Source organism: Streptomyces sp. NPDC002773, assembly GCF_040295605.1.
Lineage (GTDB): Bacteria > Actinomycetota > Actinomycetes > Streptomycetales > Streptomycetaceae > Streptomyces.
In genome coordinates this window covers 54,906-75,959 of the sequence record NZ_JBEOVO010000007.1, presented here as the reverse complement: position 1 = coordinate 75,959, position 21,054 = coordinate 54,906, and the positions used below count along the sequence as shown (strand labels likewise).

At 72.1% G+C, this 21,054-nt stretch carries 18 protein-coding genes; 10 read left to right on the top strand and 8 right to left on the bottom strand.

Features of this window, described 5'->3' with window-relative positions; translation table 11 throughout:
* Positions 1–278: 278 nt before the first annotated feature.
* Positions 279–764, top strand: a complete 486-nt coding sequence (locus ABT034_RS11840; protein ID WP_351213893.1) for a hypothetical protein — start codon at positions 279–281, stop codon at positions 762–764.
* Positions 765–886: 122 nt separating this feature from the next.
* Here the strand turns inward: ABT034_RS11840 and ABT034_RS11835 are convergent, their stop codons facing one another.
* The 3 genes from ABT034_RS11835 to ABT034_RS11825 all read right to left on the bottom strand — a co-directional run bounded on the left by ABT034_RS11835 (position 887) and on the right by ABT034_RS11825 (position 2,980).
* On the bottom strand, positions 887–1,441 hold the full coding sequence (locus ABT034_RS11835) for a hypothetical protein (protein ID WP_351213891.1): 555 nt from the start codon (positions 1,439–1,441) through the stop codon (positions 887–889).
* Between the two features lie 168 nt (positions 1,442–1,609).
* Positions 1,610–2,374, bottom strand: a complete 765-nt coding sequence (locus ABT034_RS11830; RefSeq protein ID WP_351213889.1) for a bestrophin-like domain — start codon at positions 2,372–2,374, stop codon at positions 1,610–1,612.
* Positions 2,375–2,392: 18 nt separating this feature from the next.
* Positions 2,393–2,980, bottom strand: a complete 588-nt coding sequence (locus ABT034_RS11825; protein WP_351213887.1) for a hypothetical protein — start codon at positions 2,978–2,980, stop codon at positions 2,393–2,395.
* 540 nt (positions 2,981–3,520) lie between these two features.
* Here ABT034_RS11825 and ABT034_RS11820 point away from each other — a divergent pair.
* Together ABT034_RS11820 and ABT034_RS11815 are read left to right on the top strand one after the other, a co-directional pair.
* Positions 3,521–4,333 carry an SAM-dependent methyltransferase gene (locus ABT034_RS11820; RefSeq protein ID WP_351213885.1) on the top strand — a complete coding sequence of 271 codons (813 nt, stop codon included), beginning with the start codon at positions 3,521–3,523 and terminating at the stop codon, positions 4,331–4,333.
* Complete coding sequence (locus ABT034_RS11815) at positions 4,330–6,513, top strand: putative bifunctional diguanylate cyclase/phosphodiesterase (protein ID WP_351213883.1); 2,184 nt, start codon at positions 4,330–4,332, stop codon at positions 6,511–6,513. Before ABT034_RS11820 ends, ABT034_RS11815 begins: the two co-directional genes overlap by 4 nt.
* A 140-nt stretch (positions 6,514–6,653) precedes the next feature.
* On the opposite strand, the gene ABT034_RS11810 is transcribed toward ABT034_RS11815, so the two are convergent.
* Complete coding sequence (locus ABT034_RS11810) at positions 6,654–8,831, bottom strand: hypothetical protein (RefSeq protein WP_351213881.1); 2,178 nt, start codon at positions 8,829–8,831, stop codon at positions 6,654–6,656.
* 73 nt (positions 8,832–8,904) lie between these two features.
* A complete protein-coding gene (locus ABT034_RS11805) occupies positions 8,905–9,816 on the bottom strand; it encodes a LysR family transcriptional regulator (protein WP_351213879.1) in 912 nt (303 codons plus the stop codon).
* A gap of 96 nt (positions 9,817–9,912) precedes the next feature.
* On the opposite strand from ABT034_RS11805, the gene ABT034_RS11800 reads away from it, so the two are divergent.
* The 5 genes from ABT034_RS11800 (at position 9,913) to melC2 (ending at position 14,951) form a co-directional block, all read left to right on the top strand.
* On the top strand, positions 9,913–10,638 hold the full coding sequence (locus tag ABT034_RS11800) for a succinate dehydrogenase (protein ID WP_502972884.1): 726 nt from the start codon (positions 9,913–9,915) through the stop codon (positions 10,636–10,638).
* Position 10,639: 1 nt separating this feature from the next.
* A complete protein-coding gene (locus ABT034_RS11795) occupies positions 10,640–12,583 on the top strand; it encodes a fumarate reductase/succinate dehydrogenase flavoprotein subunit (protein WP_351213877.1) in 1,944 nt (647 codons plus the stop codon).
* Positions 12,580–13,326: a succinate dehydrogenase/fumarate reductase iron-sulfur subunit gene (locus ABT034_RS11790; RefSeq protein ID WP_351213875.1), complete on the top strand. Its 747-nt coding sequence runs from the start codon at positions 12,580–12,582 to the stop codon at positions 13,324–13,326. Before ABT034_RS11795 ends, ABT034_RS11790 begins: the two co-directional genes overlap by 4 nt.
* 368 nt (positions 13,327–13,694) lie before the next feature.
* The gene (gene melC1 / locus ABT034_RS11785; RefSeq protein ID WP_351213873.1) at positions 13,695–14,099 is read left to right on the top strand and encodes an apotyrosinase chaperone MelC1; all 405 of its coding nucleotides are present in this window, start codon (positions 13,695–13,697) and stop codon (positions 14,097–14,099) included.
* Positions 14,100–14,123: 24 nt separating this feature from the next.
* The gene (melC2, locus tag ABT034_RS11780) at positions 14,124–14,951 is read left to right on the top strand and encodes a tyrosinase MelC2 (RefSeq protein ID WP_351213871.1); all 828 of its coding nucleotides are present in this window, start codon (positions 14,124–14,126) and stop codon (positions 14,949–14,951) included.
* Between the two features lie 11 nt (positions 14,952–14,962).
* Here melC2 and ABT034_RS11775 read toward each other — a convergent pair whose 3' ends face one another.
* Together ABT034_RS11775 and ABT034_RS11770 are read right to left on the bottom strand one after the other, a co-directional pair.
* Positions 14,963–17,329, bottom strand: a complete 2,367-nt coding sequence (locus ABT034_RS11775) for an ATP-binding cassette domain-containing protein (RefSeq protein WP_351213869.1) — start codon at positions 17,327–17,329, stop codon at positions 14,963–14,965.
* 108 nt (positions 17,330–17,437) lie between these two features.
* Positions 17,438–18,457 (bottom strand): MsnO8 family LLM class oxidoreductase, encoded by a 1,020-nt coding sequence (locus ABT034_RS11770; RefSeq protein WP_351213867.1) that lies wholly within the window; start codon positions 18,455–18,457, stop codon positions 17,438–17,440.
* Positions 18,458–18,685: 228 nt separating this feature from the next.
* On the opposite strand from ABT034_RS11770, the gene ABT034_RS11765 reads away from it, so the two are divergent.
* Positions 18,686–19,174, top strand: a complete 489-nt coding sequence (locus tag ABT034_RS11765; protein ID WP_351213865.1) for a phosphatase domain-containing protein — start codon at positions 18,686–18,688, stop codon at positions 19,172–19,174.
* 40 nt (positions 19,175–19,214) lie between these two features.
* Here ABT034_RS11765 and ABT034_RS11760 read toward each other — a convergent pair whose 3' ends face one another.
* Positions 19,215–19,430, bottom strand: coding sequence for a dodecin (locus ABT034_RS11760; RefSeq protein ID WP_351213863.1), 216 nt, complete (start codon positions 19,428–19,430; stop codon positions 19,215–19,217).
* A gap of 304 nt (positions 19,431–19,734) precedes the next feature.
* Between ABT034_RS11760 and ABT034_RS11755 the strand changes: the two genes are divergently transcribed.
* Positions 19,735–20,985 (top strand): extracellular solute-binding protein, encoded by a 1,251-nt coding sequence (locus ABT034_RS11755; protein ID WP_351213861.1) that lies wholly within the window; start codon positions 19,735–19,737, stop codon positions 20,983–20,985.
* Positions 20,986–21,054 lie beyond the last annotated feature (69 nt).

Sequence of the window (21,054 nt, the reverse complement as noted above, 5' to 3'; positions counted from 1 at the left end):
AGCAGCTGACGGACGGACGGCCGACGGGCTACGGGCGGACGACAGGTGGGTGACACGCGGCTGACCCATCCGAGTAATCGTCAGATAAGCACCCTGATTCGCCCTGACCTGCGGTTCTGTCGCCTCAGCGGCCCTGATCCCGGGCGTGTCGCCTCACCGGGGTGGACCAGTGCCGAAATGCGTGGTTCGCCATGACTTGTGATGGTTCGTCATGGAAGGCGTACTCGTCGAAACTCCCGGAGCACCGCTTTGGGGCGTCTTCCACTGGAGGTTCAACCATGCGTGCTGCACGCACTCTGGCGGTGACCGCCACCGCAATCGCTGCGGTCGGGCTCGCGGCTCCCCTCGCCGTCGCCACCAACGGGCCGAGCAATGTCCAGGTCAACCCCTACGACGTCCACGCGGGGTCGACGATCACGATCACCGCCAAGGGCTGCGGTCACGGTGGCACCGTCACGTCCAACGCCTTCCCCACGACCAACCTCTCGGTGAACTCCAACGGGCTCTCCAGCGCGATCGCCCGCGTCCACAACAACGCCACGCCCGGCAGCTACAACCTCGCCGTCAAGTGCAGCGACAACTCCAGGGTGGTCACGCACCCGTTCCGCGTCCTCGCGGGCCGCGGCGCGGCGGGTGGCCTCGGCGGCTCGCTGGCGCCCAGCTCCACCGAGATGGCCGTCGGCGGCAGCCTGGTCGCCGCGGCCGCCCTCGGCGGCGGACTGTTCATCGCCCGCCGTCGCCGTATGACCGGTGCGGGGGTCTGACCGGCCGAACCTCCCGGTCGGCCCGCCACACCCGCCACGCCGTCGCCCCCGAGTCCCTGCCGGGACCCGGGGGCGACGGGCGTCCGGGGACGCCGGGCACCGCTCCGGTCCACGGCACCCGCTCAGTGGCGGCGGGCGGCGGCGCGGCGACGGAACACGTACACGCCACCCGCGGTCGCGGCCAGCACGAGCGCCGCTCCGCCGGCCAGCTCGACCGGTTCGAGCCCGCCCTGCGAGCCGCCGAGACCGCCCTGCACCCCGCGCGGGGGAGTGAGCACGGTGGAGCTGATGGTCGGGGTGGCGGTGGGGATGCCGCTGATCGTCAGATCGACGGTGTCCTGCACTCCGCCGGTGCAGTTGAAGGACACCGTGTACACGGCGCCGCGCCGGGCGTCCCAGTCCACGACGGCGGTCGCGGCGGAGTTCGGCGCGATGGTCACGGTGTCGAAGATGCCGGCCGAGGCCGTCGCCGTACTGGCGCAGCCCGGGGCGCTGAGCGTCACCCGGCCGCCGGGGGCGACGAGCGTGGGCGACACGACGAAATCGCCCGGTGCCTTGGCCCGCAGTGCCCGCGGGTCGCTAGCGGGGGCACCGTCCGCCGCGACGGCGGTGGGGGCTGCCAGGGCGAGGGCGGCCGCCCCCAGCAAGGCAGTGGACGCGGCACGTATCGCGCGCATGGTGAATCCTCCGGGTCCCGAGGAGCAGCCGCGGAAGGGGGTTTCCGCCGAAGACCTTGCGTACACCTCGATGTCCGAAACGCTAGAAGCGCACTACCACAACCGCGATCCCAGACGTGCGAATGGGGCACGCATGTCCCCCGTGTGGCCCCGTGCGGACCCCTCGCCTCATGGTGTGAGCTGCGGGAACAGATCGGTGAACGGCGCGGCGGTGGCCGAGATGCCCCGGCCGAACGGCGCGTCGAAGTCCCAGATGAGGAACAGCAGGAACGCGATCAGGACGCTGAAGAGCCCGGCGAGCAGCAGTTCCCGCCCAGTCCTGCGGATCTGCAGTGTGAAGATCAGGCCGACCGTCACCAGGGCCCCGATGATCAGGCCGAACCACACCACCCCCGGCATGGTCGCCCCGGCGCTCTGCCCCCGGGCCCCCCGGGCGTCGTCGGCCACCGCCACCTGGTCCACCAGGGGCTGGTAGGCCTGTCCCTCGAAGTCGTTGGCCGGCTGGTAGTCGGTGACGCTGCGCCGGACGCGGTCGAGGAGCGCGGTGCCCTTCTCGCTCAGGGAGCCCTCCTCGGCCATGTAGGTCCACTCGTCCTGGACCACGTAACTCACGTACGCGTCGACGTCGGCCCGGATACGGGCCCGCACGTCCTCCGGGTACACCTCGACGCGGGCCGAGATCTCGTGCATCGCCTGCGCCTCCTGCCGCACCGTCTCCTGGGCGGCACCACGGGCCTCCCAGACGCCGGCGATGGCCAGACCGAGGACGATCGCGTAGATCACGCCGATCATCATCGTCATGTACTCGATGACGTCAGGGGTTTCGCTGGGATCGTCGTCATCGGCGATCCGACGGTTGTTGATGACGACGATCGTGAGGACGACGGCGCACGCGGCGGCCATCGCAAGGGCGAGAACAAGCCATTCAGACATGGATTCCTCCGGCGGGGGTCAGCGGGAGCGGGGGCGCAGGATGGCGGTCGCGAGGACCGCGGGGGCGATGATCACCAGCGTCATGGTGACGACGGACGTGCTGCCCTTCGGCTGGGGCCGCGCGGTGCGGCGGTAGTGGGGCAGCGCGACCGGCCCCGCGGCCGGCGGCCGCGGCCGCACGGTGGGCGGGGGAGCGGGCGCGGGCGGTGGCGGCGTGGACGCGGGAGCGCGCTCCGGCTGCTCCGTGACGGGCGGTACGGGCGGCGCCGGCTCGGGGCGCGGCGCCGGCGTGGTGACCGGGGGAGCCGGTGGCGTCGTCGTCCGTACGGGAGGCGGGGGCGGCGCCGGGACCGGCGGGGGCGGCGGCTCGGGCGTCGGCCGGGGCGCGGGTGTGGTGGGCCGCGGTGAGGGGGGCGGTGGTGGTGGCGGGGTGGGCTTGGGCGAGCAGGCGCCCGGCCCGATGACCGCCACCGAGGTGTTCGACCCGTCGGGGCCGGTGGTGGCGTAGGCGCAGGAGTCGGCGGCGGCCGGCACGGGTGCGGCGAGCAGCCACACGAGTGCCAGGGCCGCCAGCGGCCGCGCGAGGAGTGATCCGTACAGAGACACACCGTCGAGCTTGATCACTGACGCGCCGCGCCGGGGCGGAATCCGGCGGGATTCGCCGGATGGTGGGCATCCCGAGAGGCGCCGCTTTGACGTTTCGCCACCCGGGAGGCCGATGCGGCGCGCAGCGCGGGTGGCTACGCGCGCCGCGCTGCCGGAAGTCGGCCGACTTCCGGCGTTCCGGCCCCCGGATCGATATCTGTCCGGTTGTCGCCCTGTCGCCGGGTACGTTGAAGGGGGCATCCTGCACCGGCGGCGGGCCCCGACGGCGACAACGACCGAGGTACGGGCGGGACCTGGGCGCCCGGCAGAGAGAACCACCGCCGCCCGGAGAGCCGACGCACAGTCAGATGCACGTGAATATGCACGGCCTGAAGGCGTGAACTCTCCGTTCCGAGAGCACGTGCCAATGGCGTGTGACCAAGAACGGACCGCGAATTTCCGTTTCTACTCGCTCTCCCGGCGGGCGATCAGTAGCCTCACCTCGAACACCGGCCGCGAACACATGGCCGCATCCCCCATGGCGACTTGTTGGAGACATTGATGGAGCGTCCCGCCTGGGCTCCGCCGGGTATCGACATTTCGGTGCCGAGCGTGTCCCGTATGTACGACTTCTATCTGGGCGGCTCGCACAATTTCGAAGTGGACCGGGAAGCGGCGCGCAAGGCCATGGAGTTCATGCCTGGCCTGCCCAAGATCATGCAGGCGAACCGTGCCTTCATGCGGCGCGCCGTCCGCCACGCCGTTGACAACGACGTCACCCAGTTCCTGGACATCGGCTCCGGCATACCCACCTTCGGCAACGTCCACGAGGTCGCCCGGGCCGCCGACCCCGCCGCCCGCGTCGTCTACGTCGACCACGACCCCGTCGCCGTGGCCCACAGCCGCGCCGTCCTGGAGGGCGACGAGGGCGCCGCGGTCGTCGCCGCCGACCTGCGCAAGCCGGCCGACATCCTGTACAGCCCCGAGGTGACCCGACTCCTCGACCTGGACCGGCCGGTGGCGCTGCTCCTCGTCGCCGTTCTGCACTTCCTGGAGGACGAGGACCGGCCGTACGAGGCCGTCACCGAACTGCTGAGCGCCCTCGCGCCCGGCAGCCTCGTCGTCCTCACCCACGCCTCGTACGAGGGCATCCCGCTCTCCGAGGAGCAGGCGGGCGGCACCGTCGGGGTCTACCGGAACATCCGCAGCCCCCTGGTGATGCGGTCGCGCGGCGAGATCGCCCGCTTCTTCGAGGGCACCGAACTGGTCGAGCCCGGCCTCGTCCCGATGCCCCACTGGCGACCGGACAGCCCGGTCGAGGAGGAGGATCCCTTCGCCTTCTCCGGTTTCGCAGGGGTGGGGCGCAAGGCGTGAAGGTCCCGTCGCAGCCGTTCGGCGCCGTCGCCGAAGCCGACGGCCCGGAGGACAGACTCAGGCGGTTCGTCACCATCTGGAGCCGCGCGATCTTCCCGGTGACCGCCACCTCCCTGACCCGCGCCGAGTTCGAGGGGCACCTGCTGCCGCTGGCCCGCACCCTGTGCGACGCGCTGCACGCCCGGCCCTTCGACACGGCGCCGGCCCAGCGCGCCGGAGCCGCCCTCGTCGCCGCCCACTGCACCGACCCGGACGCCCTCGGCCGCAGCCTCGGCGTCGTCGACTCGTACCTGGTGCTCTACTGCGGTACGAGCACGGGTACGGGCACGGAGCCGGACCTCCCCGCCGAGGAGCTCCGGGCCCGCTGCTCCCGCCTCCAGCACGCCATGGCCACCGGCTACGCGGGGGCCCTGCGCGAGCGGACCCGTGCCGAGCAGGAGGCCATCGCCCGCTCCGCCCTCGCCGCCCGCAGCGCCGCCGAGATCGCCCTGCACGCCACGGAGAGCCGCTTCCGCGCGGTCTTCGACGGGGCGGCCATAGGGATCGGCATCGCCGACCTCGACGGCAACGTCCTGGAGGTCAACGAGACCCTCACCCGCATGTTCGGCGGCATGGAGGGCCAGGTCCGCAGCCGGAACGTCAGCGAGTGGGTCCACCCCGAGGACGGCCCGCACGTCTGGAAGCTGTACGACGAGCTGGTCCGCGGCGACCGGGAGCACTACCGGGTCGAGAAGCCGTACTACCGCGGTGACGGAACGGTTCTGTGGACCAACCTCACCGTCTCCCTCCTCCGGGACGCCGAGGGCAACCCCCAGTACCAGCTGGCCCTCATGGAGGACACCACCGAACGGCGCCTGCTCCATCTGCGGCTGCGGTACGAGGCCACCCACGACGCGCTCACGGGACTGCCCAACCGGACCCTGTTCTTCGAGCGCCTGGAGAAGGCCCTCGCGCCCGGCGACAACGCCCGCTTCGGCCTCTGCTACCTGGACCTCGACGGCTTCAAGGTCATCAACGACAGCCTCGGCCACTCGACCGGCGACCGGCTCCTCGTCGAGGTCGCCGACCGGCTCCAGAGCTGCGTCACCGGCTCCGGCGAGATGGTGGCCCGGCTCGGCGGGGACGAGTTCGTCGCCCTCACCACCGGCGCCGTCGGCGAACGGGACGTCACCGAACTCGCCGACCGCATCCTCACGGCCCTCTCCACCCCGCTCCGCATCGACGGCCGGGAACTGACCGTCCGCGGCAGCCTCGGCGTCGTCGAGGGCCCGTCGGGCGAGCGCACCCCCGCCGAGGTGCTGCGGAGCGCCGACATCACCATGTACCGGGCCAAGTCGGCGGGCGGCAACCGCTTCGAACTCGCCGACCCGGAGGCCGACGCCCGCGCCATCACCCGGCACGGCCTCACCACGGCCCTGCCGACCGCGCTGGAGCGCGGCGAGTTCTTCATCGAGTACCAGCCGCTCGTCCACCTCGACGACGGCAGCGTGCACGGCGCCGAGGCGCTCGTACGGTGGTGCCACCCGCAGCACGGGGTCCTCGGCCCCGACCGCTTCATCCCGCTCGCCGAGGACACCGGCCTCATCGTGCCGCTCGGCCGCTGGGTACTCCAGGAGGCCGTCCGCCAGGCCCGCTTCTGGCAGACCCGGCACGCCGACGGAGGCCCGCTGCGGATCAACGTCAACCTCTCCCCGACCCAGCTTCACCACCCGCGCCTGGTCGCCGACACCGTCGACGTCCTGGAACGGTCGGGACTCGATCCGGGCGCACTCTGCCTTGAGGTGACCGAATCGGCGCTCATCGGCGCCGACGAGGACCTGCTCAAGCCGCTGCGGCAGCTCGCCGAGATGGGCGTGGACATAGCCCTCGACGACTTCGGCACCGGCTACTCGAACCTCGCCAACCTGCGCCGGCTGCCCGTGAGCGTCCTCAAGCTCGACCGCTCCTTCACCCGGGGCATGCAGCAGCACCCGGTGGACCCGGTCGACATCAAGATCGTCGAGGGGATCGTCTCCCTGGCCCACAGCCTGGAACTCGCCGTCACCGTCGAGGGCGTGGAGACCGGTACCCAGGCCCGACAGCTCCGCGACCTCGGCTGCGACACGGCCCAGGGCTGGTACTACGCCCGCCCCGGCGCCCCGGACCGCATCCACTCGCTGCTCCTGGCGGACGCGGTCTGAGGACCGCTCGTACAGAGCCGGCCTCCCCGCGCGAAGCGGGGGGGCCGGGAAGAGAAGCGGGGGAGGAAAGCGGAGAGGCTATTCAAGGAATGGGTAGAAGGAAGCCTCTCCATGGCCTCGCCCCGGAACGACCGTAACACTCAGGCGGGCAGCAGGTCGCGGAGATTTTCCGGGGTGAACACCCGCGAACCGGGGGCGAGGCCCTCCGGCCGCTCCAGACCGATGTACGTGACCGGGACGTCCGGCACCGTCCGGCCGTCCCACCACGTCGTCTCGGACGCCGACTGCTCCATCAGCGCCACCAGATGACGAACCGTCAGATAGGTGCGTGCCATCAGGCCGCGCATCACGACCGCGATCGTCACCCGGTGCCCCTCGACCTCGTTCGCCGAGGGCGCTCCCCTCAGGTACAGGTGCAGCCAGTGCGCGTGCCAGCGGCCCTCGGCGTCCCGCCGGAAGGCGAGCGGCAGCGCCACCCGGCCGGGGCCCCGCAGGTCCGACTTCATCCGCACGGTACGCGGCTCGAAAGGCCGGCCCCGCTGCTCGCCCTCGCGGAGCATGAAGCCGAAGAAGCCCTCCGCCACCTCGTCGAAGCCCTCACCCGAGTAGACGTGCACCTGCGGGACGATGTACGTGCCCCGTACCGCGCCGAGCCGCAGGTCGATGAACTCCGAGGCCCCGTCCGGGGCTTCGGTGATGTCACCCGAGTGCCTGCCCTCGACGTCGGTCAGGGCCGTGTACGACAGCCACGTCACCGTCGCGTAGGCCTCGTCCAGGACCAGCGCCGACAGATCGAGGTCGGTCGTCCGCTGCGCCTGGCGCCAGTACGTGAAGAAGCGCAGCAGTTCCCCCTCGACCGGCGAGACCGATCCGCGCGGTAGCACGCCCAGCCCCGCCGAGGCCGCCCGGCCGCTCAGTGGCAGCGCCACGTCCAGGACGTCGGGGTCGATCAACAGGCGCCCTGAAAGGGGGAGTCGGCGCCGGCTCTCGGCATCGAGGACCGCGATGAGACGCTCCCGGTCGGCGTCATCGAGGGGCGGACGCGTGTCGTCGGCGACCCAGGCCCTGGCCTCCCGGTTCACGAACACGCGGGGCTCCCCGCCGCTCGTGCCGACGCGGTTCTGGACGTGCTCGCGCACCGACAGGACGACCCGGCCCGACACCTCGGGGGCGGCCCGCTCGACGGCCGCGAGGACCGCCTCCCGCTCCTTGCCCCCGCTCGCGCCGCGCAGGAGCCGGTCCAGGGCCCGGAACAGGCGCCCCGGAGCGTGGGAGGCCAGCAGCTCCGCCGCGCCCGCGACCTCGCCCCGGGCGAGCAGCTCCTCCACGCGGCTGTCGAACGACGGCACCTTCCGCTCGCCGCGCGCCACCGCGAACACCCCGGCGGCGTGCGGCCAGTGCGGGTACTCGTGGGGGTGCAGCCGCTCACCGAGGCGCTTCCACGCCTCCCCGTGCGCGGACACGTCCGACAGCTTCGCCGGGGACGCGGCCACGACCGCGTCGAGTCCCGCGAGCAGGGCACGGCGGTGGGGGCGGGAGAGCGCGCGGAACCGGGTGGGCTCGCGCAGGGTGACATCGCCGTCCGCGAGGGCGCAGGCCAGCCGCAGGACGTCGGTCACGGTGTCGAACAGCGGCGTGGCGCCCACCCGCAGCCGGGCGAGGTTGACGACGGCGCGGTTCTCCCGGATCGGGATCTCCTCGGGCTGGGGGCCGTCCGCGCCGTGCTCGGCCAGCTCCGCCAGATCGCGCAGGTGCTCCTCGCCGAGCGGGGTCGTGCTGCCGGCCAGGGCCAGATAGAGCGCGGTGGCCTCGGCGTCCGCGTCCGCGCCGAGGTGCAGCACCGTCAGCCGGTCGCCGGCCGCCGCGATCAACTCGTCGTGGACGGCGAGCATCTCCTCGTACGTGTGCCGGTAGCGGCCGTACGACGGGAGGGTCAGCAGGTCGAGGACGCCGACGCGCAGCTGGTCGACCACGCCGGCGCGGGCGCCGCCGTCGGCGAGCGCCTCGGCCACGCACTCCCGCCAGAAGTCGAGCGTGTCCGGCACGTTGGCCGGGAAGTCCACGAAGTAGACGTTGTGCCGGACGTGGTCGCCGACGAGTTCGCGGACGGTGGCGAGGGTACGGACAGCGGTCCCGACCACGGTCGCCTCGGCGAGCCCCGATAGACGCTCCAGAAGCTCGGCCGAGAGCTTGAACCCGGCCGTCATCAGTGCCGCGTCGAACCGTCGCGCGGCGGAGGCCCCGTCCCCGGCCGGGCCGGTGGGGGAGGGGAGGCGACGGGTGTGCCGGACGACCAGATGTTCGAGCGCGTGGACCATGCGGGCATGCTCGCAGCCGCCGGGTGGCGACCGCACGCGGATTTCGGGCGCGAGGCGGGGGGTGGCGACTGGCTCAGTCGGCATCCACCGTCCGGTCCGGGCCGCCCCGCCGCGAGGCGAGCAGCATCCGCTGGAGTTCCCGCGCCGCCCGCGGGGGAGCCACGTCGCTGCGGTGGGCCAGGGCGATCGTCCGGCGCAGGCCCGGCCGGGCGAGGGCGGTCACCCTCAGGTCCCGGCCCGCGCGTGCCGCCACCATCGCGGGGACGACCGCGAGCCCGAGCCCGGCCCGTACGAAACCGAGCACCGCGTCCAGCTCGCCGCCCTCGACCGTGAACGTCGGCTCGAACCCCTCCGCCCGGCAGGCCGCCACGGTCAGTTCCCGCAGGTCGTAGCCGTGCCGGAACATCACAAGGGGCTGGTCCCTGAGGTCCGTGACCCGCACGGGGCGGCGCGGCGCCGGGGCCGAGGCGGACGAGACGACCACGAGGTCCTCCCGGAGCAGCTCGACCGTCGTCAGGGCCGGCGACGGGGTCGGCAGCGGCAGCACCACGAGCGCCAGGTCGAGCGCCCCGCGTGCCAGCTCCCGTACGAGATCGTGCGAGCCGCCCTCCTCGATCAGGAGTTCGATCCCCGGGTGCAGGTCGTGGAAGGCCCGCAGCACGTCCGGAAGGAGCCCGGTGCACAGGCTCGGGGTCGCGCCGAGCCGCACCCGGCCCCGCTTCAGCTGGGCCAGCTCCTGCACCTCGATCCGCGCCGTCTCGGTGTCGGCGAGGATCCGGCGCGCGAGCGGCAGCAGCGCCTCACCCGCGTCGGTGAGCGTGATGTTGCCCCGGGCACGGCTGAACAGCTCGGCGCCCAACTCCTGCTCCAGGGACTTGATCTGCTGGGAGAGCGAGGGCTGCGAGACGTGGACGCGCTCTGCGGCCCGGGTGAAGTGACGGGTCTCGGCGACGGCCACGAAGTAGAGGAGCTGCTGGAACTGCATGGACCCAGCGTAAGCGAGGGGGATAGGCAGCGCCTATCGAGATCAGCCAGACCATGTCTTGGACCTCTCGGGTCCTCCGGCCCTAGCGTCATGGGCATGGCTCTGGCACCCACGAGGGACCGGACGACGGGCCGCCCGCCGTCCCCCACACCGTCACGCGGATTCCTGTCATCGACCCTCGGCAAGAAGACGGTCATGGCCGTCAGCGGGCTGCTCATGCTCGGCTACCTCGTCGCGCACGTCGCAGGCAACCTCAAGGTCTTCTTCGGCCCCGAGGAGTTCAACGCCTACGGCCACTGGCTGCGGGTCATGGGCGCTCCCGTCCTGCACCACGAGTGGGCCCTCTGGCTCGTCCGGATCGTGCTCCTCACCGCCGTGGTGGCCCACGCCGTCTGCGCGTACCAGCTCAGCCGCCGCGACCTGAAGGCCCGCCCCACCGCGTACGTCCACCGCCGCGGGCGCGCCTCCTACGCCACCCGCACCATGCGCTGGGGCGGGATCATCCTCGCCCTCTTCATCGTCTGGCACGTCCTCGACCTGACCACCGGCACCGTCCACCCCGGCGGCTTCGAGGAGGGCAAGCCGTACCAGAACGTCGTCGACACCTTCTCCACCTGGTACGGCAACGTCATCTACATCGTCGCCATGCTCGCCGTCGGCCTCCACGTCCGCCACGGCTTCTGGAGCGCCGCCCAGACCCTCGGCGTCGGCAGCGCCCGCCGCGAACGCCTCCTCAGGCTCCTTGCGAACGGCCTCGCGCTCGGCCTGACCGTGGGCTTCGTCTCCGTACCCGTAGCCGTCATGACCGGAGTGGTGGGCTGACATGAGCTTCCTCGACTACACGACCGGTGAGCCGGTCGTCGACCACAAGGCCCCCGCGGGACCCGTCGCCGAACGCTGGGACACCCGCCGCTTCCAGGCCAAGCTGGTCAACCCCGCCAACCGCCGCAAGCACCGGATCATCGTCGTCGGCACCGGCCTGGCCGGCGGCTCCGCCGGCGCCACCCTCGCCGAACAGGGCTACCACGTCGTCCAGTTCTGCTTCCAGGACTCCCCGCGCCGCGCCCACTCCATCGCCGCCCAGGGCGGGATCAACGCCGCCAAGAACTACCGCAACGACGGCGACTCCGTCCACCGCCTCTTCTACGACACCGTCAAGGGCGGCGACTTCCGCGCCCGCGAGTCCAACGTCCACCGCCTCGCGCAGATCTCCGTCGAGATCATCGACCAGTGCGTCGCCCAGGGCGTTCCCTTCGCCCGCGAGTACGGCGGCCTCCTCGACACCCGTTCCTTCGGCGGCGTCCAGGTCTCCCGTACGTTCTACGCCCGGGGCCAGACAGGACAGCAGCTCCTCCTCGGCGCCTACCAGGCACTGTCCCGGCAGATCGCCGCCGGAAACGTCGAGATGCACGCCCGTACGGAGATGCTCGACCTGGTCGTCGTCGACGGGCGGGCCCGCGGCATCGTCGCCCGCGACCTGATCACCGGCGAGATCTCCACCCACTACGCGGACGCCGTCGTCCTCGCCAGCGGCGGCTACGGCAACGTCTTCTACCTCTCCACCAACGCGATGAACTCCAACGCCACCGCCGTCTGGCGGGCCCACCGGCGCGGCGCGTACTTCGCCAACCCCTGCTTCACCCAGATCCACCCCACCTGCATCCCGCGCACCGGCGACCACCAGTCCAAGCTCACCCTGATGAGCGAGTCGCTGCGCAACGACGGCCGCATCTGGGTCCCCAGGGCCAAGGGCGACACCCGCCCCGCCGCCGACATCCCCGAGGACGAGCGCGACTACTACCTGGAGCGGATCTACCCCTCCTTCGGCAACCTCGTCCCCCGTGACATCGCCTCCCGCGCCGCGAAGAACGTCTGCGACGAGGGCCGGGGCGTCGGCCCCGGCGGCCAGGGCGTCTACCTCGACTTCGCCGACGCGATCCGCCGCATGGGCCGGACGGCGGTCGAGGAGAAGTACGGCAACCTCTTCGACATGTACGAGCGGATCACCGCGGAGAACCCGTACGAGGTCCCCATGCGGATCTACCCCGCCGTCCACTACACGATGGGCGGACTCTGGGTCGACTACGACCTCCAGACCACCGTCCCCGGCCTCTTCGCCATCGGCGAGGCCAACTTCTCCGACCACGGGGCCAACCGGCTCGGCGCCTCCGCCCTCATGCAGGGCCTCGCCGACGGCTACTTCGTCCTCCCCGCCACCATCAACGACTACCTCGCCCGCCACCCGCACGCCGAACCGGTCACCGACGACCACCCGGCGGTACGGGAAGTGCTCGCCGAGACGGAGGACCGGCTCCATCTCCTCCTCTCCGTGCACGGCGACCGCACCCCCGACTCCTTCCACCGCGAACTCGGCGAACTCATGTGGGAGTACTGCGGGATGGCCCGCACGGACGAGGGCCTCAGAAAGGCCCTGCGACGCATCCCCGAGATCCGCGCGGAGTTCTGGAGCCGCATCAAGGTCCCCGGGACGGGCACGGAGTTCAACCAGTCCCTGGAGAAGGCCAACCGCATCGTCGACTACCTCGAACTCGCCGAGCTGATGTGCCTCGACGCGCTCCACCGGGCCGAGTCGTGCGGCGGCCACTTCCGCGAGGAGCACCGGACCCCGGACGGCGAAGCCGCCCGCCGCGACGAGGAGTTCGCGTACGCGGCGGCCTGGGAGTTCAACGACGGCGCCGCCCCTGTCCTCCACAAGGAGGACCTCACCTTCGAGTACGTCCACCCCACCCAGCGGAGCTACGCATGAGGCTCACCCTGCGCGTCTGGCGCCAGCGCGACGCCGCCGCCCCCGGCGCCATGTCCACCTACGACGTGGACGGCATCTCCGCCGACATGTCGTTCCTCGAGATGCTCGACACCCTCAACGAGGACCTCATCCTGCGCGGCGAGGACCCCGTGGCCTTCGACCACGACTGCCGCGAGGGCATCTGCGGCGCGTGCAGCCTCGTCATCGACGGCGAGGCCCACGGCCCCGAGCGCACCACCACCTGCCAGCTCCACATGCGCTCCTTCCGCGACGGCGACACCATCGACGTCGAGCCCTGGCGCGCCTCCGCCTTCCCCGTCGTCAAGGACCTGGTCGTCGACCGCTCCGCCTTCGACCGGGTCATCCAGGCCGGCGGCTACATCACCGCGCCGACGGGCGCGGCCCCCGAGGCCCACGCCACCCCGGTCCCCAAGGCGGACGCGGACTCCGCCTTCGAGCACGCGGAGTGCATCGGCTGCGGCGCGTGCGTGGCGGCCTGCCCCAACGGCTCGGCGATGCTCTTCACCTCGGCCAAGATCAACCACCTGAACGTGCTGCCCCAGGGCTCTCCCGAGCGCGAGACCAGGGTGCTCGACATGGTCGCCCAGATGGACGCGGAGGGCTTCGGCGGCTGCACCTTGACGGGCGAGTGCGCGACGGCGTGCCCGAAGGGCATCCCGCTGCCGTCGATCGCGGCCATGAACAAGGAGTGGCTGCGGGCGCGGAGGAAGGTGAAGGGGTAGGGGCGGGGCGGTCGGACAGGTCCGGCGTACGGGTCGACGGATGCCGGTGGAGTGCGGGTCGACGGATGCCGGTGGAGTGCGGATCAGGACAGAATTCCCACGTGGGCGCCGCCACACTTCGCACCCCGGTTCGAAAGATTCTCCACGAAAAGATCATCTTCTCCGTAGAATCTTCGCTCCGAGGTGCCGTGGTCCGACCGGACAGTAAGATCAACTCCGTTCAAATCTGCACTTTCCATGGCAAGTTGACCACTTCGCAGCCAACCGTCCGCCGACGATTTCCGCCGCGCCGACGCCTCCGGGTACTGATGACCCCTGCCGGGGGCATATGACCAAACCTCCGGTCGCACAGACCACTTGGGGGTTCCATGTCCAGCATCACCCGCCGCCGGGCTCTCGGCGTCGCGGCAGGCGCCGCGGGCGCCGCCGCCGTCCTCGCCCGGACAGGGCCGGCCGCGGCAGCCGCTCCCCGCGCCGCCGCCCCGGCGGCCGGCCCCGACCCCGCCTCCTTCGACGAGGTCTACCAGGGCCGCCGCATCAAGGGCGGACCCTCGCACGGGGGCGGTCACCACGGGGGACATCAAGGGGGACACCACGGAGGCGGCTACACCGTGACGGTCGACGGCCAGGAACTGCACGTCATGCGGAACGCCGACGGCACCTGGATCAGCGTGATCAACCACTACGAGCCGGTCGCCACGCCCAAGGCGCTGGCCCGCGCGGCCGTCCGCGAACTCCAGGGCGCCCCGCTCGTACCCCTCACCCTCGCCTGACCGACCCAGGAGCGGCACACCGTCATGACCGTACGCAAGAACCAGGCCACCCTCACCGCCGACGAGAAGCGGCGCTTCGTCGACGCCCTCCTGGAGCTCAAGCGCTCCGGGCGGTACGACACCTTCGTCACCACGCACAACGCCTTCATCATGAGCGACACCGACACCGGCGACCGCGTCGGCCACCGGTCGCCGTCGTTCCTGCCCTGGCACCGGCGCTTCCTCATCGAGTTCGAGGAGGCGCTGCGGTCCGTCGACCCGACCGTCACCCTGCCCTACTGGGACTGGACGGCCGACCGCACCTCCCGCTCCTCGCTCTGGGCGCCCGACTTCCTCGGCGGCACCGGGCGCGTCCGCGACGGCCAGGTCACGGACGGCCCGTTCGCCCGGAGCGGCAACCGTTGGACGATCACGGTCCGGGTCGACGGGCGCGACTACCTCCGGCGCGACCTCGGCGCCGCCGGCCGCCGGCTCCCCACCCGCGCGGAGGTCGACTCCGTCCTCGCCATGGAGACGTACGACACCGCCCCCTGGAACAGCTCGTCCGACGGCTTCCGCAACCACCTGGAAGGCTGGCGCGGAGTGAATCTGCACAACCGCGTCCACGTCTGGGTCGGCGGCCAGATGGGCACCGGAGTCTCCCCCAACGACCCCGTGTTCTGGCTGCACCACGCCTTCGTCGACAAGCTGTGGGCCGACTGGCAGGCCCGCCACCCCCGGTCCACGTACCTGCCGGCAGCGGGCACCGCGAACGTCGTCGACCTCGGCGACACGATGCGGCCGTGGAACGACGTGACCCCGGCGGACATGCTGGACCACACCCGCCACTACACGTTCGACACGGCGGCCTGATCCGGCCTGAACTACAAGGCGCCCTCCAGTGACCGGGCCAGATATGGCGCGGTGCGGCTGTCCGCCGCCCGCGCCACCCGGTCCGGGGGCCCTGCCGCCACGATCCGGCCGCCCTCGTCGCCGCCGCCCGGTCCCAGGTCGACGACCCAGTCGGCGGTGGCGACGACGTCCATGTCGTGCTCGACGACGATGACCGAGTGCCCGGCGTCCACGAGGCCGTGGAGCTGGCGCATCAGGACCTCGACATCCGCCGGGTGCAGCCCGGTCGTCGGCTCGTCGAGCACGTACAGGGTGGGGGAGCGGTGCGGCCGCTGGAGTTCGGACGCGAGCTTGATGCGCTGGGCCTCGCCGCCGGACAGCTCGGTGGCCGGCTGCCCGAGCCGCAGGTACCCGAGGCCCACGTCGAGCAGGGTGCGCAGGCTCCGGGCGGCGGCCGGGGTGTCGTCGAAGTAGGCGGCGGCGGACTCGACGGTCAGGTCGAGGACCTCGGCGATGGTGAGTCCTCGCAGCCGCACCTCAAGGGTCTCGGGGTTGTAGCGGGCGCCGTGGCAGTCGGGGCAGGGCGCGTACGTACTGGGCAGGAAGAGCAGTTCCACCGACACGAAACCCTCGCCCTGGCAGGTCTCGCAGCGGCCGCCCGCCACGTTGAAGGAGAAGCGCCCCGCCTTGTAGCCGCGCGCCCGCGCCTCCTCGGTCTCCGCGAACAGCTTGCGCACGACGTCGAAGAGACCCGTGTACGTGGCGAGGTTGGAGCGCGGAGTCCGGCCGATCGGACGCTGATCGACCGTCACGAGCCGGTCCACACCGGAGAGTTCCTCGGTCAGCGTACCGACGAGGGTGGACTTCCCGGAGCCGGAGACGCCGGTGACGGCGGTCAGGACGCCGACGGGGAAGGCCGCGTCGACCGCCCGCAGGTTGTGCCGGGTGACCGGCCCCGTCCGCAGCCATCCGGCCGGCTCCCGCACCTCCCGGGCGGGTGCGGGCGCCCGGTCGAAGAGGAAACGCCGGGTCGCGGACGCCCCGACGTCCGCGAGCCCGTCCGGCGGGCCGCTGTGCAGCACCCGTCCGCCGTGGACCCCGGCGTGCGGACCGACGTCCACCAGCCAGTCGGCGTGCCGGATGACATCGAGGTGGTGCTCGACGACGAAGACGGAGTTCCCGGCGGCCTTGAGCCGGTCGAGGACCACGAGCAGGGCCTCGGTGTCGGCCGGGTGCAGTCCCGCCGACGGCTCGTCGAGGACGTACACGACACCGAAGAGCCCCGAACGTAGCTGGGTGGCGAGGCGCAGTCGCTGGAGCTCGCCGTTGGAGAGGGTGGGGGTGGCACGGTCCAGACTGAGGTAACCCAGGCCGAGTTCGGTCACCGTCGCGATCCGGGCGACGAGGTCCTCGGTCAGCACGCGCGCGGTCGCCGTACCCTCCGTGGCGCCCGCCGTCGCCGTTTCCGCGAGGAGCCCGGACAGGGTCGTCAGCGGCAGCGAGGCGAGATCGGCGATGGTCCGGCCGGCGAAGGTCACCGCGAGCGCCTCGGGCCGCAGTCGGCCACCGCCGCAGACCGGGCAGGGGGAGCTGGTGAGGAAGCGTTCCGCCTTGGTGCGCAGGGTCGGGCTCTTCGAGTCGGAGAAGGTCCGCATCACATAGCGCCGGGCGCTCATGTAGGTGCCCTGGTAGGGGCGCTGGATGCGGTCGGCGTCCCGTACCGGATGGACGGTGACGACCGGCTGCTCGTCCGTGAAGAGGATCCACTCCCGGTCCTTCGCGTCGAGTGCGCGCCACGGCCGGTCGACGTCGTACCCGAGGGTGTCGAGGACGTCCCGCAGGTTCTTGCCCTGCCAGGCACCCGGCCAGGCGGCGATGGCACCCTGACGGATCGACAGATTCGGGTCGGGCACGAGGAGTTCCTCGCTCGTGTCATGCACCCGGCCGAGGCCCTGGCACGAAGGGCAGGCGCCGGCAGCCGTGTTGGGGGAGAAGGCGTCGGAGTCGAGCCGCTCCGCGCCCTCCGGGTAGCGGCCCGCCCGGGAGAACAGCATGCGCAGGGAGTTGGAGAGGGTGGTCACCGTACCGACGGAAGAGCGGGCGTTCGGCGAGGACCTGCGCTGTTCGAGGGAGACGGCCGGAGGCAGCCCGGTGATCTCGCCGACCGCCGGCGCCCCCACCTGGTGGATCAGTCGCCGCGCGTACGGGGCCACCGACTCGAAGTAGCGCCGCTGGGCCTCCGCGTAGATCGTTCCGAAGGCGAGGGAGGACTTGCCGGAGCCGGAGACACCGGTGAAGACGACGAGCGCGTCACGGGGGATGTCGACGTCGACCCCGGCGAGATTGTGCTCGCGGGCGCCGCGCACACGGACGTACGGATCGTGGAGGGTCTCCTGCATGGGGCGATTTTATCCAATGAGGCGGGTTTGCCCTGATCGGGGGGCCAGGGCGTTCTGTGGTCGGGATGCCCGGGGCGTGAGCCCGCCCGGCGCGTGGCCGCCCTGCCGTCAAGCCGCCCTCGGCGTCAGGCCCACGGCGTGGGCCAGTCTCCGGTACGACTCGCTCAGTGCCGCCCGGTCGTAGGTGCTCGTCGTGACGAGGACCTCTTGTGCCCCGGTCTCCCTCACGGCCTGCCCCAGCGCCTCCGCCACCTGCTCCTCCGTGCCGTGCACATGGCCGCGCAGCCCCGACTCGTAGAAGCCGCGCCGCTTCTCCGTCATCGCCAGCCCCTCGACCCGCTCCGGTGGGACGAGCGGCGGGAAGACCCCCTGGGTGCGGGAGTACGCGAGGGACCAGGCCTCCGGGACCAGCAGCCGCCGGGCCTCCGCCTCCGTCGCGGCCACCGCGACCGTACCGGCGACGATCACGTACGGCTCGCCCGCCCACGGGGAGGGGCGGAAACCGGAACGGTACGTGTCGACGGCGGCGAGCAGCCGGTCGCGCCCCCGCAGGTCGCCGATGACCAGCGGCAGACCCGCCGCCGCGGCGATCGCCGCGCCCTCGCCGGTCGCCAGGACGAAGGGCGGCACCCGCAGGCCCTCCGCGGGCCGGGCGTGCACCTGCGGATGCGCGGTCTGCTCGCCGGTGAACCAGCCGAGGAGTTCCGCCAGCTGCTCCCCGAAACGGTCGGCGTCGTCCTTGTCCCGCCCGAGGGCCCGGCGGATGCCGTCGGTGAAGCCGACCGAGCGGCCGACGCCCATGTCGATCCGGCCGGGGAAGAGGGACTCCAGGACGCCGAACTGCTCGGCCACGACGAGGGGCTGGTGGTTGGGGAGCATCACCCCGCCCGTGCCGACGCGGATGCCGGAGGTGGCGGCGGCCACGGCGGCGGCGAGGACCGTCGGCGCGGAGCCGGCGACCCCGGGCACGCTGTGGTGCTCCGACACCCAGAAGCGGTGGTAGCCGAGGGCCTCGACCTCCCGCGCGAGGCGCACGGTGTCGCGCAGCGCCTGGGGGACGTCCTCGCCCTCCCGGGTGCGGGAGCGGTCGAGGACGGAGATGCGGATGCCGTCGGGAAAGGTGTTCACAAGGGGTTCAACGCCGCCGGCGGGGAGGGATTCCCGAAGCGGGACGTCCAGAGCGCGAGCGCCACGGGACCGCCCCGCGCGGGCGTCGGGACCGCACCGCGCGTGCGTCACGGGACCGCACCGCGCGTGCGCCGCGGACCGCACTGCGCGGGCGCGCCGGGACCGCACCGCGCGTGCGCCACGCGGCCGCCGGGGCGCCTCCTCCCCCGCGGCTCCTAGGCTGGGCCCGTGACAGCCGACCACCGGCCCCTGGCCGTCTTCGACCTCGACAACACGCTCGCCGCGACCGCCCACCGCCAGCACTTCCTGGAGCGGCGACCCAAGGACTGGGACGCCTTCTTCGCTGCGGCGCCCGACGATCCGCCGCTCGACGCGGGCATCGCGCTGTGCCGCGAGGCGGCGGAGGAGTGCGACATCGTCTACCTGACCGGGCGACCGGAGCGCTGCCGCCGGGACACCCTGGACTGGCTGGCCGCGCACGCGCTCCCGGAAGGGCCGCTGCACATGCGCCGTCACCGCGACTTCCGACCCGCCCGGGTGACCAAGGTGGAGATCCTGCGCCGGCTCGGCGCCGACCGTCCGATCAGGATGCTCGTCGACGACGACCCGCTGGTCTGCGACGCGGCGGAGACGGCCGGGTTCCGTGTCGTACGGGCCCTGTGGGCGACCCCGTCGCAGGAGCTGAGGGACGCTCAGGAGAAGGAGGGCCGGACCTGATCGGAGGCGTAACGCCGGCCCGGCCCCTCAAGCCTCGCGCTCAGGCCTCGTCCTCCAGGCGGAATCCGACCTTCAGTCCGACCTGGTAGTGCTCGATCGAGCCGTCGACGATATGGCCGCGGACCTGTGTCACCTCGAACCAGTCGAGGCCCCTCAGCGTCTGGGAGGCGCGGTTGATGCCGTTGCGAATGGCCTCGTCGACGCCCTCGGTGGACGTGCCGACGATCTCGGTGACGCGGTACGTGTGGTTCGACATGGGGGCCGGACTCCTCTCGCTGCGTTCCCTCCACCGTGCCCCAGGCCGCGACGCCGCGCGACACGGCGGGGGCCGGGCGGCCGACGGATCCGTCGACGCGAGGTGACCGACCGGTACTTACCGACGGTAAGGGAACAGATGGGTCGACGGAGGTGCGGAACGGGATGGTCAAGGACTTGACCATCCCGTTGGTCCAGACCAGAATCCAGGCCACATACCCGCGCGAACAACCCGTTCGGTCCCCCCATGCCGGGTCAGCCCCCATGCCGCACGACCCTGTGCTGAACCGCAGAAGGTGACCCACGTGAAGAACCGCCCTCTCGCCTGCCCCCTGGCAGCCGCCACCGCGCTCGTCCTCGCCGGCTGCGGGATGCTGCCGGGCAGCGGCGGCCGGACGCAGACCGTCGACATCTGGCTCATGCGGGACAGCGTCAGCGAAGACTTCCTCACCCGCTTCACCGAGGCGTACGAGGAGGAGCACGACGGCGTCGAACTCGAGGTCACCATCCAGGAGTGGACCGGCATCGGGAAGAAGGTCACCGAGGCGATCCAGGGCGGGGGCGGCCCCGACGTCATCGAGGTCGGCAACACCCAGGTCGCCCAGTACGCCGACACCGAGAAGCTGTTCGACCTCACCCTGGAGTCCGTCCGCGACCTCGGCAGCGAGGACTGGCTGCCCGGCCTCGCCGAGCCCGGCAGGATCGGCGGATCCCAGTACGGCGTTCCCTGGTACGCGGCGAACCGCATCGTCATCTACAACAAGAGCCTCTTCCGGGAGGCCGGGATCGGCGAGCCGCCGGCCGACCGCGCCGCATGGCTCGCCGCCACCGAGAAGCTCGACCGCGGCCGCTCCCAGGGCATCTACCTCGCCGGCCAGGACTGGTACACCCTCGCCGGCTTCATCTGGGAAGAAGGAGGTGAACTCGCCGTCGACAAGGGCGGCGAGTGGACCGGAGCCCTCGGCAGCCCCGAGGCCCAGCGCGGAATGGCCTTCTACAAGGAGCTCCAGTCCCTCGGCGAGGGCCCCAAGAACGCCGACGAGCAGAACCCGCCGCAGGCCGAGGTCTTCGCCCGGGGCGACGTGGCCCAGGTCATCGCCACGCCCAGCGCCGTCGCCGCGATCCTCAAGGCCAACCCGGAGCTCGAAGGCAAGCTGGGCTACTTCCCGATACCGGGCAAGAAGGCCGGTCAGCCCTGCGCCGTCTTCACCGGCGGCTCCGACCTCATCATCCCGGAGAACGCCCCCGAGCGAGGCGCCGCCATCGACGTCGTCAAGGCGCTGGCCGGCGAGAAGTGGCAGACCGAACTCGCCCGGACCATGGGCTACGTGCCCAACAAGAAGGGACTCGCCTCCGTCGTCGCCGGCCAGGAGGCCACCTCCGTCATGGCCGAGGGCGCCGCGCGCGGCCGTGCCACCCCCAACTCCCCGCAGTGGGCGAACGTCGAGGCCGACAACCCCATCAAGCCGTACATGACGGCCGTCCTCCAGGGCGAGGACCCGGCGCAGGCGGCGAAGCGGGCTTCGGCCGCGATCACGGACACCCTCGCCGAATAGCATTCAGCGGGTCCACACCCGCGGTCCCCCGGACGGTCACGTCGAATCCAGCCGGTCACGGAAGAAGTA

Bases quoted from the DNA above. Each gene is read 5' to 3' on its own strand.
- melC1 (WP_351213873.1), top strand. From the start codon at position 13,695: ATGTCCAGCATCACCCGCCGCCGGGCTCTCGGCGTCGCGGCAGGCGCC.
- ABT034_RS11760 (WP_351213863.1), bottom strand. From the start codon at position 19,430: ATGTCGAACCACACGTACCGCGTCACCGAGATCGTCGGCACGTCCACC.
- ABT034_RS11810 (WP_351213881.1), bottom strand. From the start codon at position 8,831: ATGGTCCACGCGCTCGAACATCTGGTCGTCCGGCACACCCGTCGCCTC.
- ABT034_RS11830 (WP_351213889.1), bottom strand. From the start codon at position 2,374: ATGTCTGAATGGCTTGTTCTCGCCCTTGCGATGGCCGCCGCGTGCGCC.
- ABT034_RS11795 (WP_351213877.1), top strand. From the start codon at position 10,640: ATGAGCTTCCTCGACTACACGACCGGTGAGCCGGTCGTCGACCACAAG.
- ABT034_RS11790 (WP_351213875.1), top strand. From the start codon at position 12,580: ATGAGGCTCACCCTGCGCGTCTGGCGCCAGCGCGACGCCGCCGCCCCC.
- ABT034_RS11775 (WP_351213869.1), bottom strand. From the start codon at position 17,329: ATGCAGGAGACCCTCCACGATCCGTACGTCCGTGTGCGCGGCGCCCGC.
- ABT034_RS11840 (WP_351213893.1), top strand. From the start codon at position 279: ATGCGTGCTGCACGCACTCTGGCGGTGACCGCCACCGCAATCGCTGCG.
- ABT034_RS11805 (WP_351213879.1), bottom strand. From the start codon at position 9,816: ATGCAGTTCCAGCAGCTCCTCTACTTCGTGGCCGTCGCCGAGACCCGT.
- ABT034_RS11835 (WP_351213891.1), bottom strand. From the start codon at position 1,441: ATGCGCGCGATACGTGCCGCGTCCACTGCCTTGCTGGGGGCGGCCGCC.
- ABT034_RS11800 (WP_502972884.1), top strand. From the start codon at position 9,913: ATGGCTCTGGCACCCACGAGGGACCGGACGACGGGCCGCCCGCCGTCC.
- ABT034_RS11820 (WP_351213885.1), top strand. From the start codon at position 3,521: ATGGAGCGTCCCGCCTGGGCTCCGCCGGGTATCGACATTTCGGTGCCG.
- melC2 (WP_351213871.1), top strand. From the start codon at position 14,124: ATGACCGTACGCAAGAACCAGGCCACCCTCACCGCCGACGAGAAGCGG.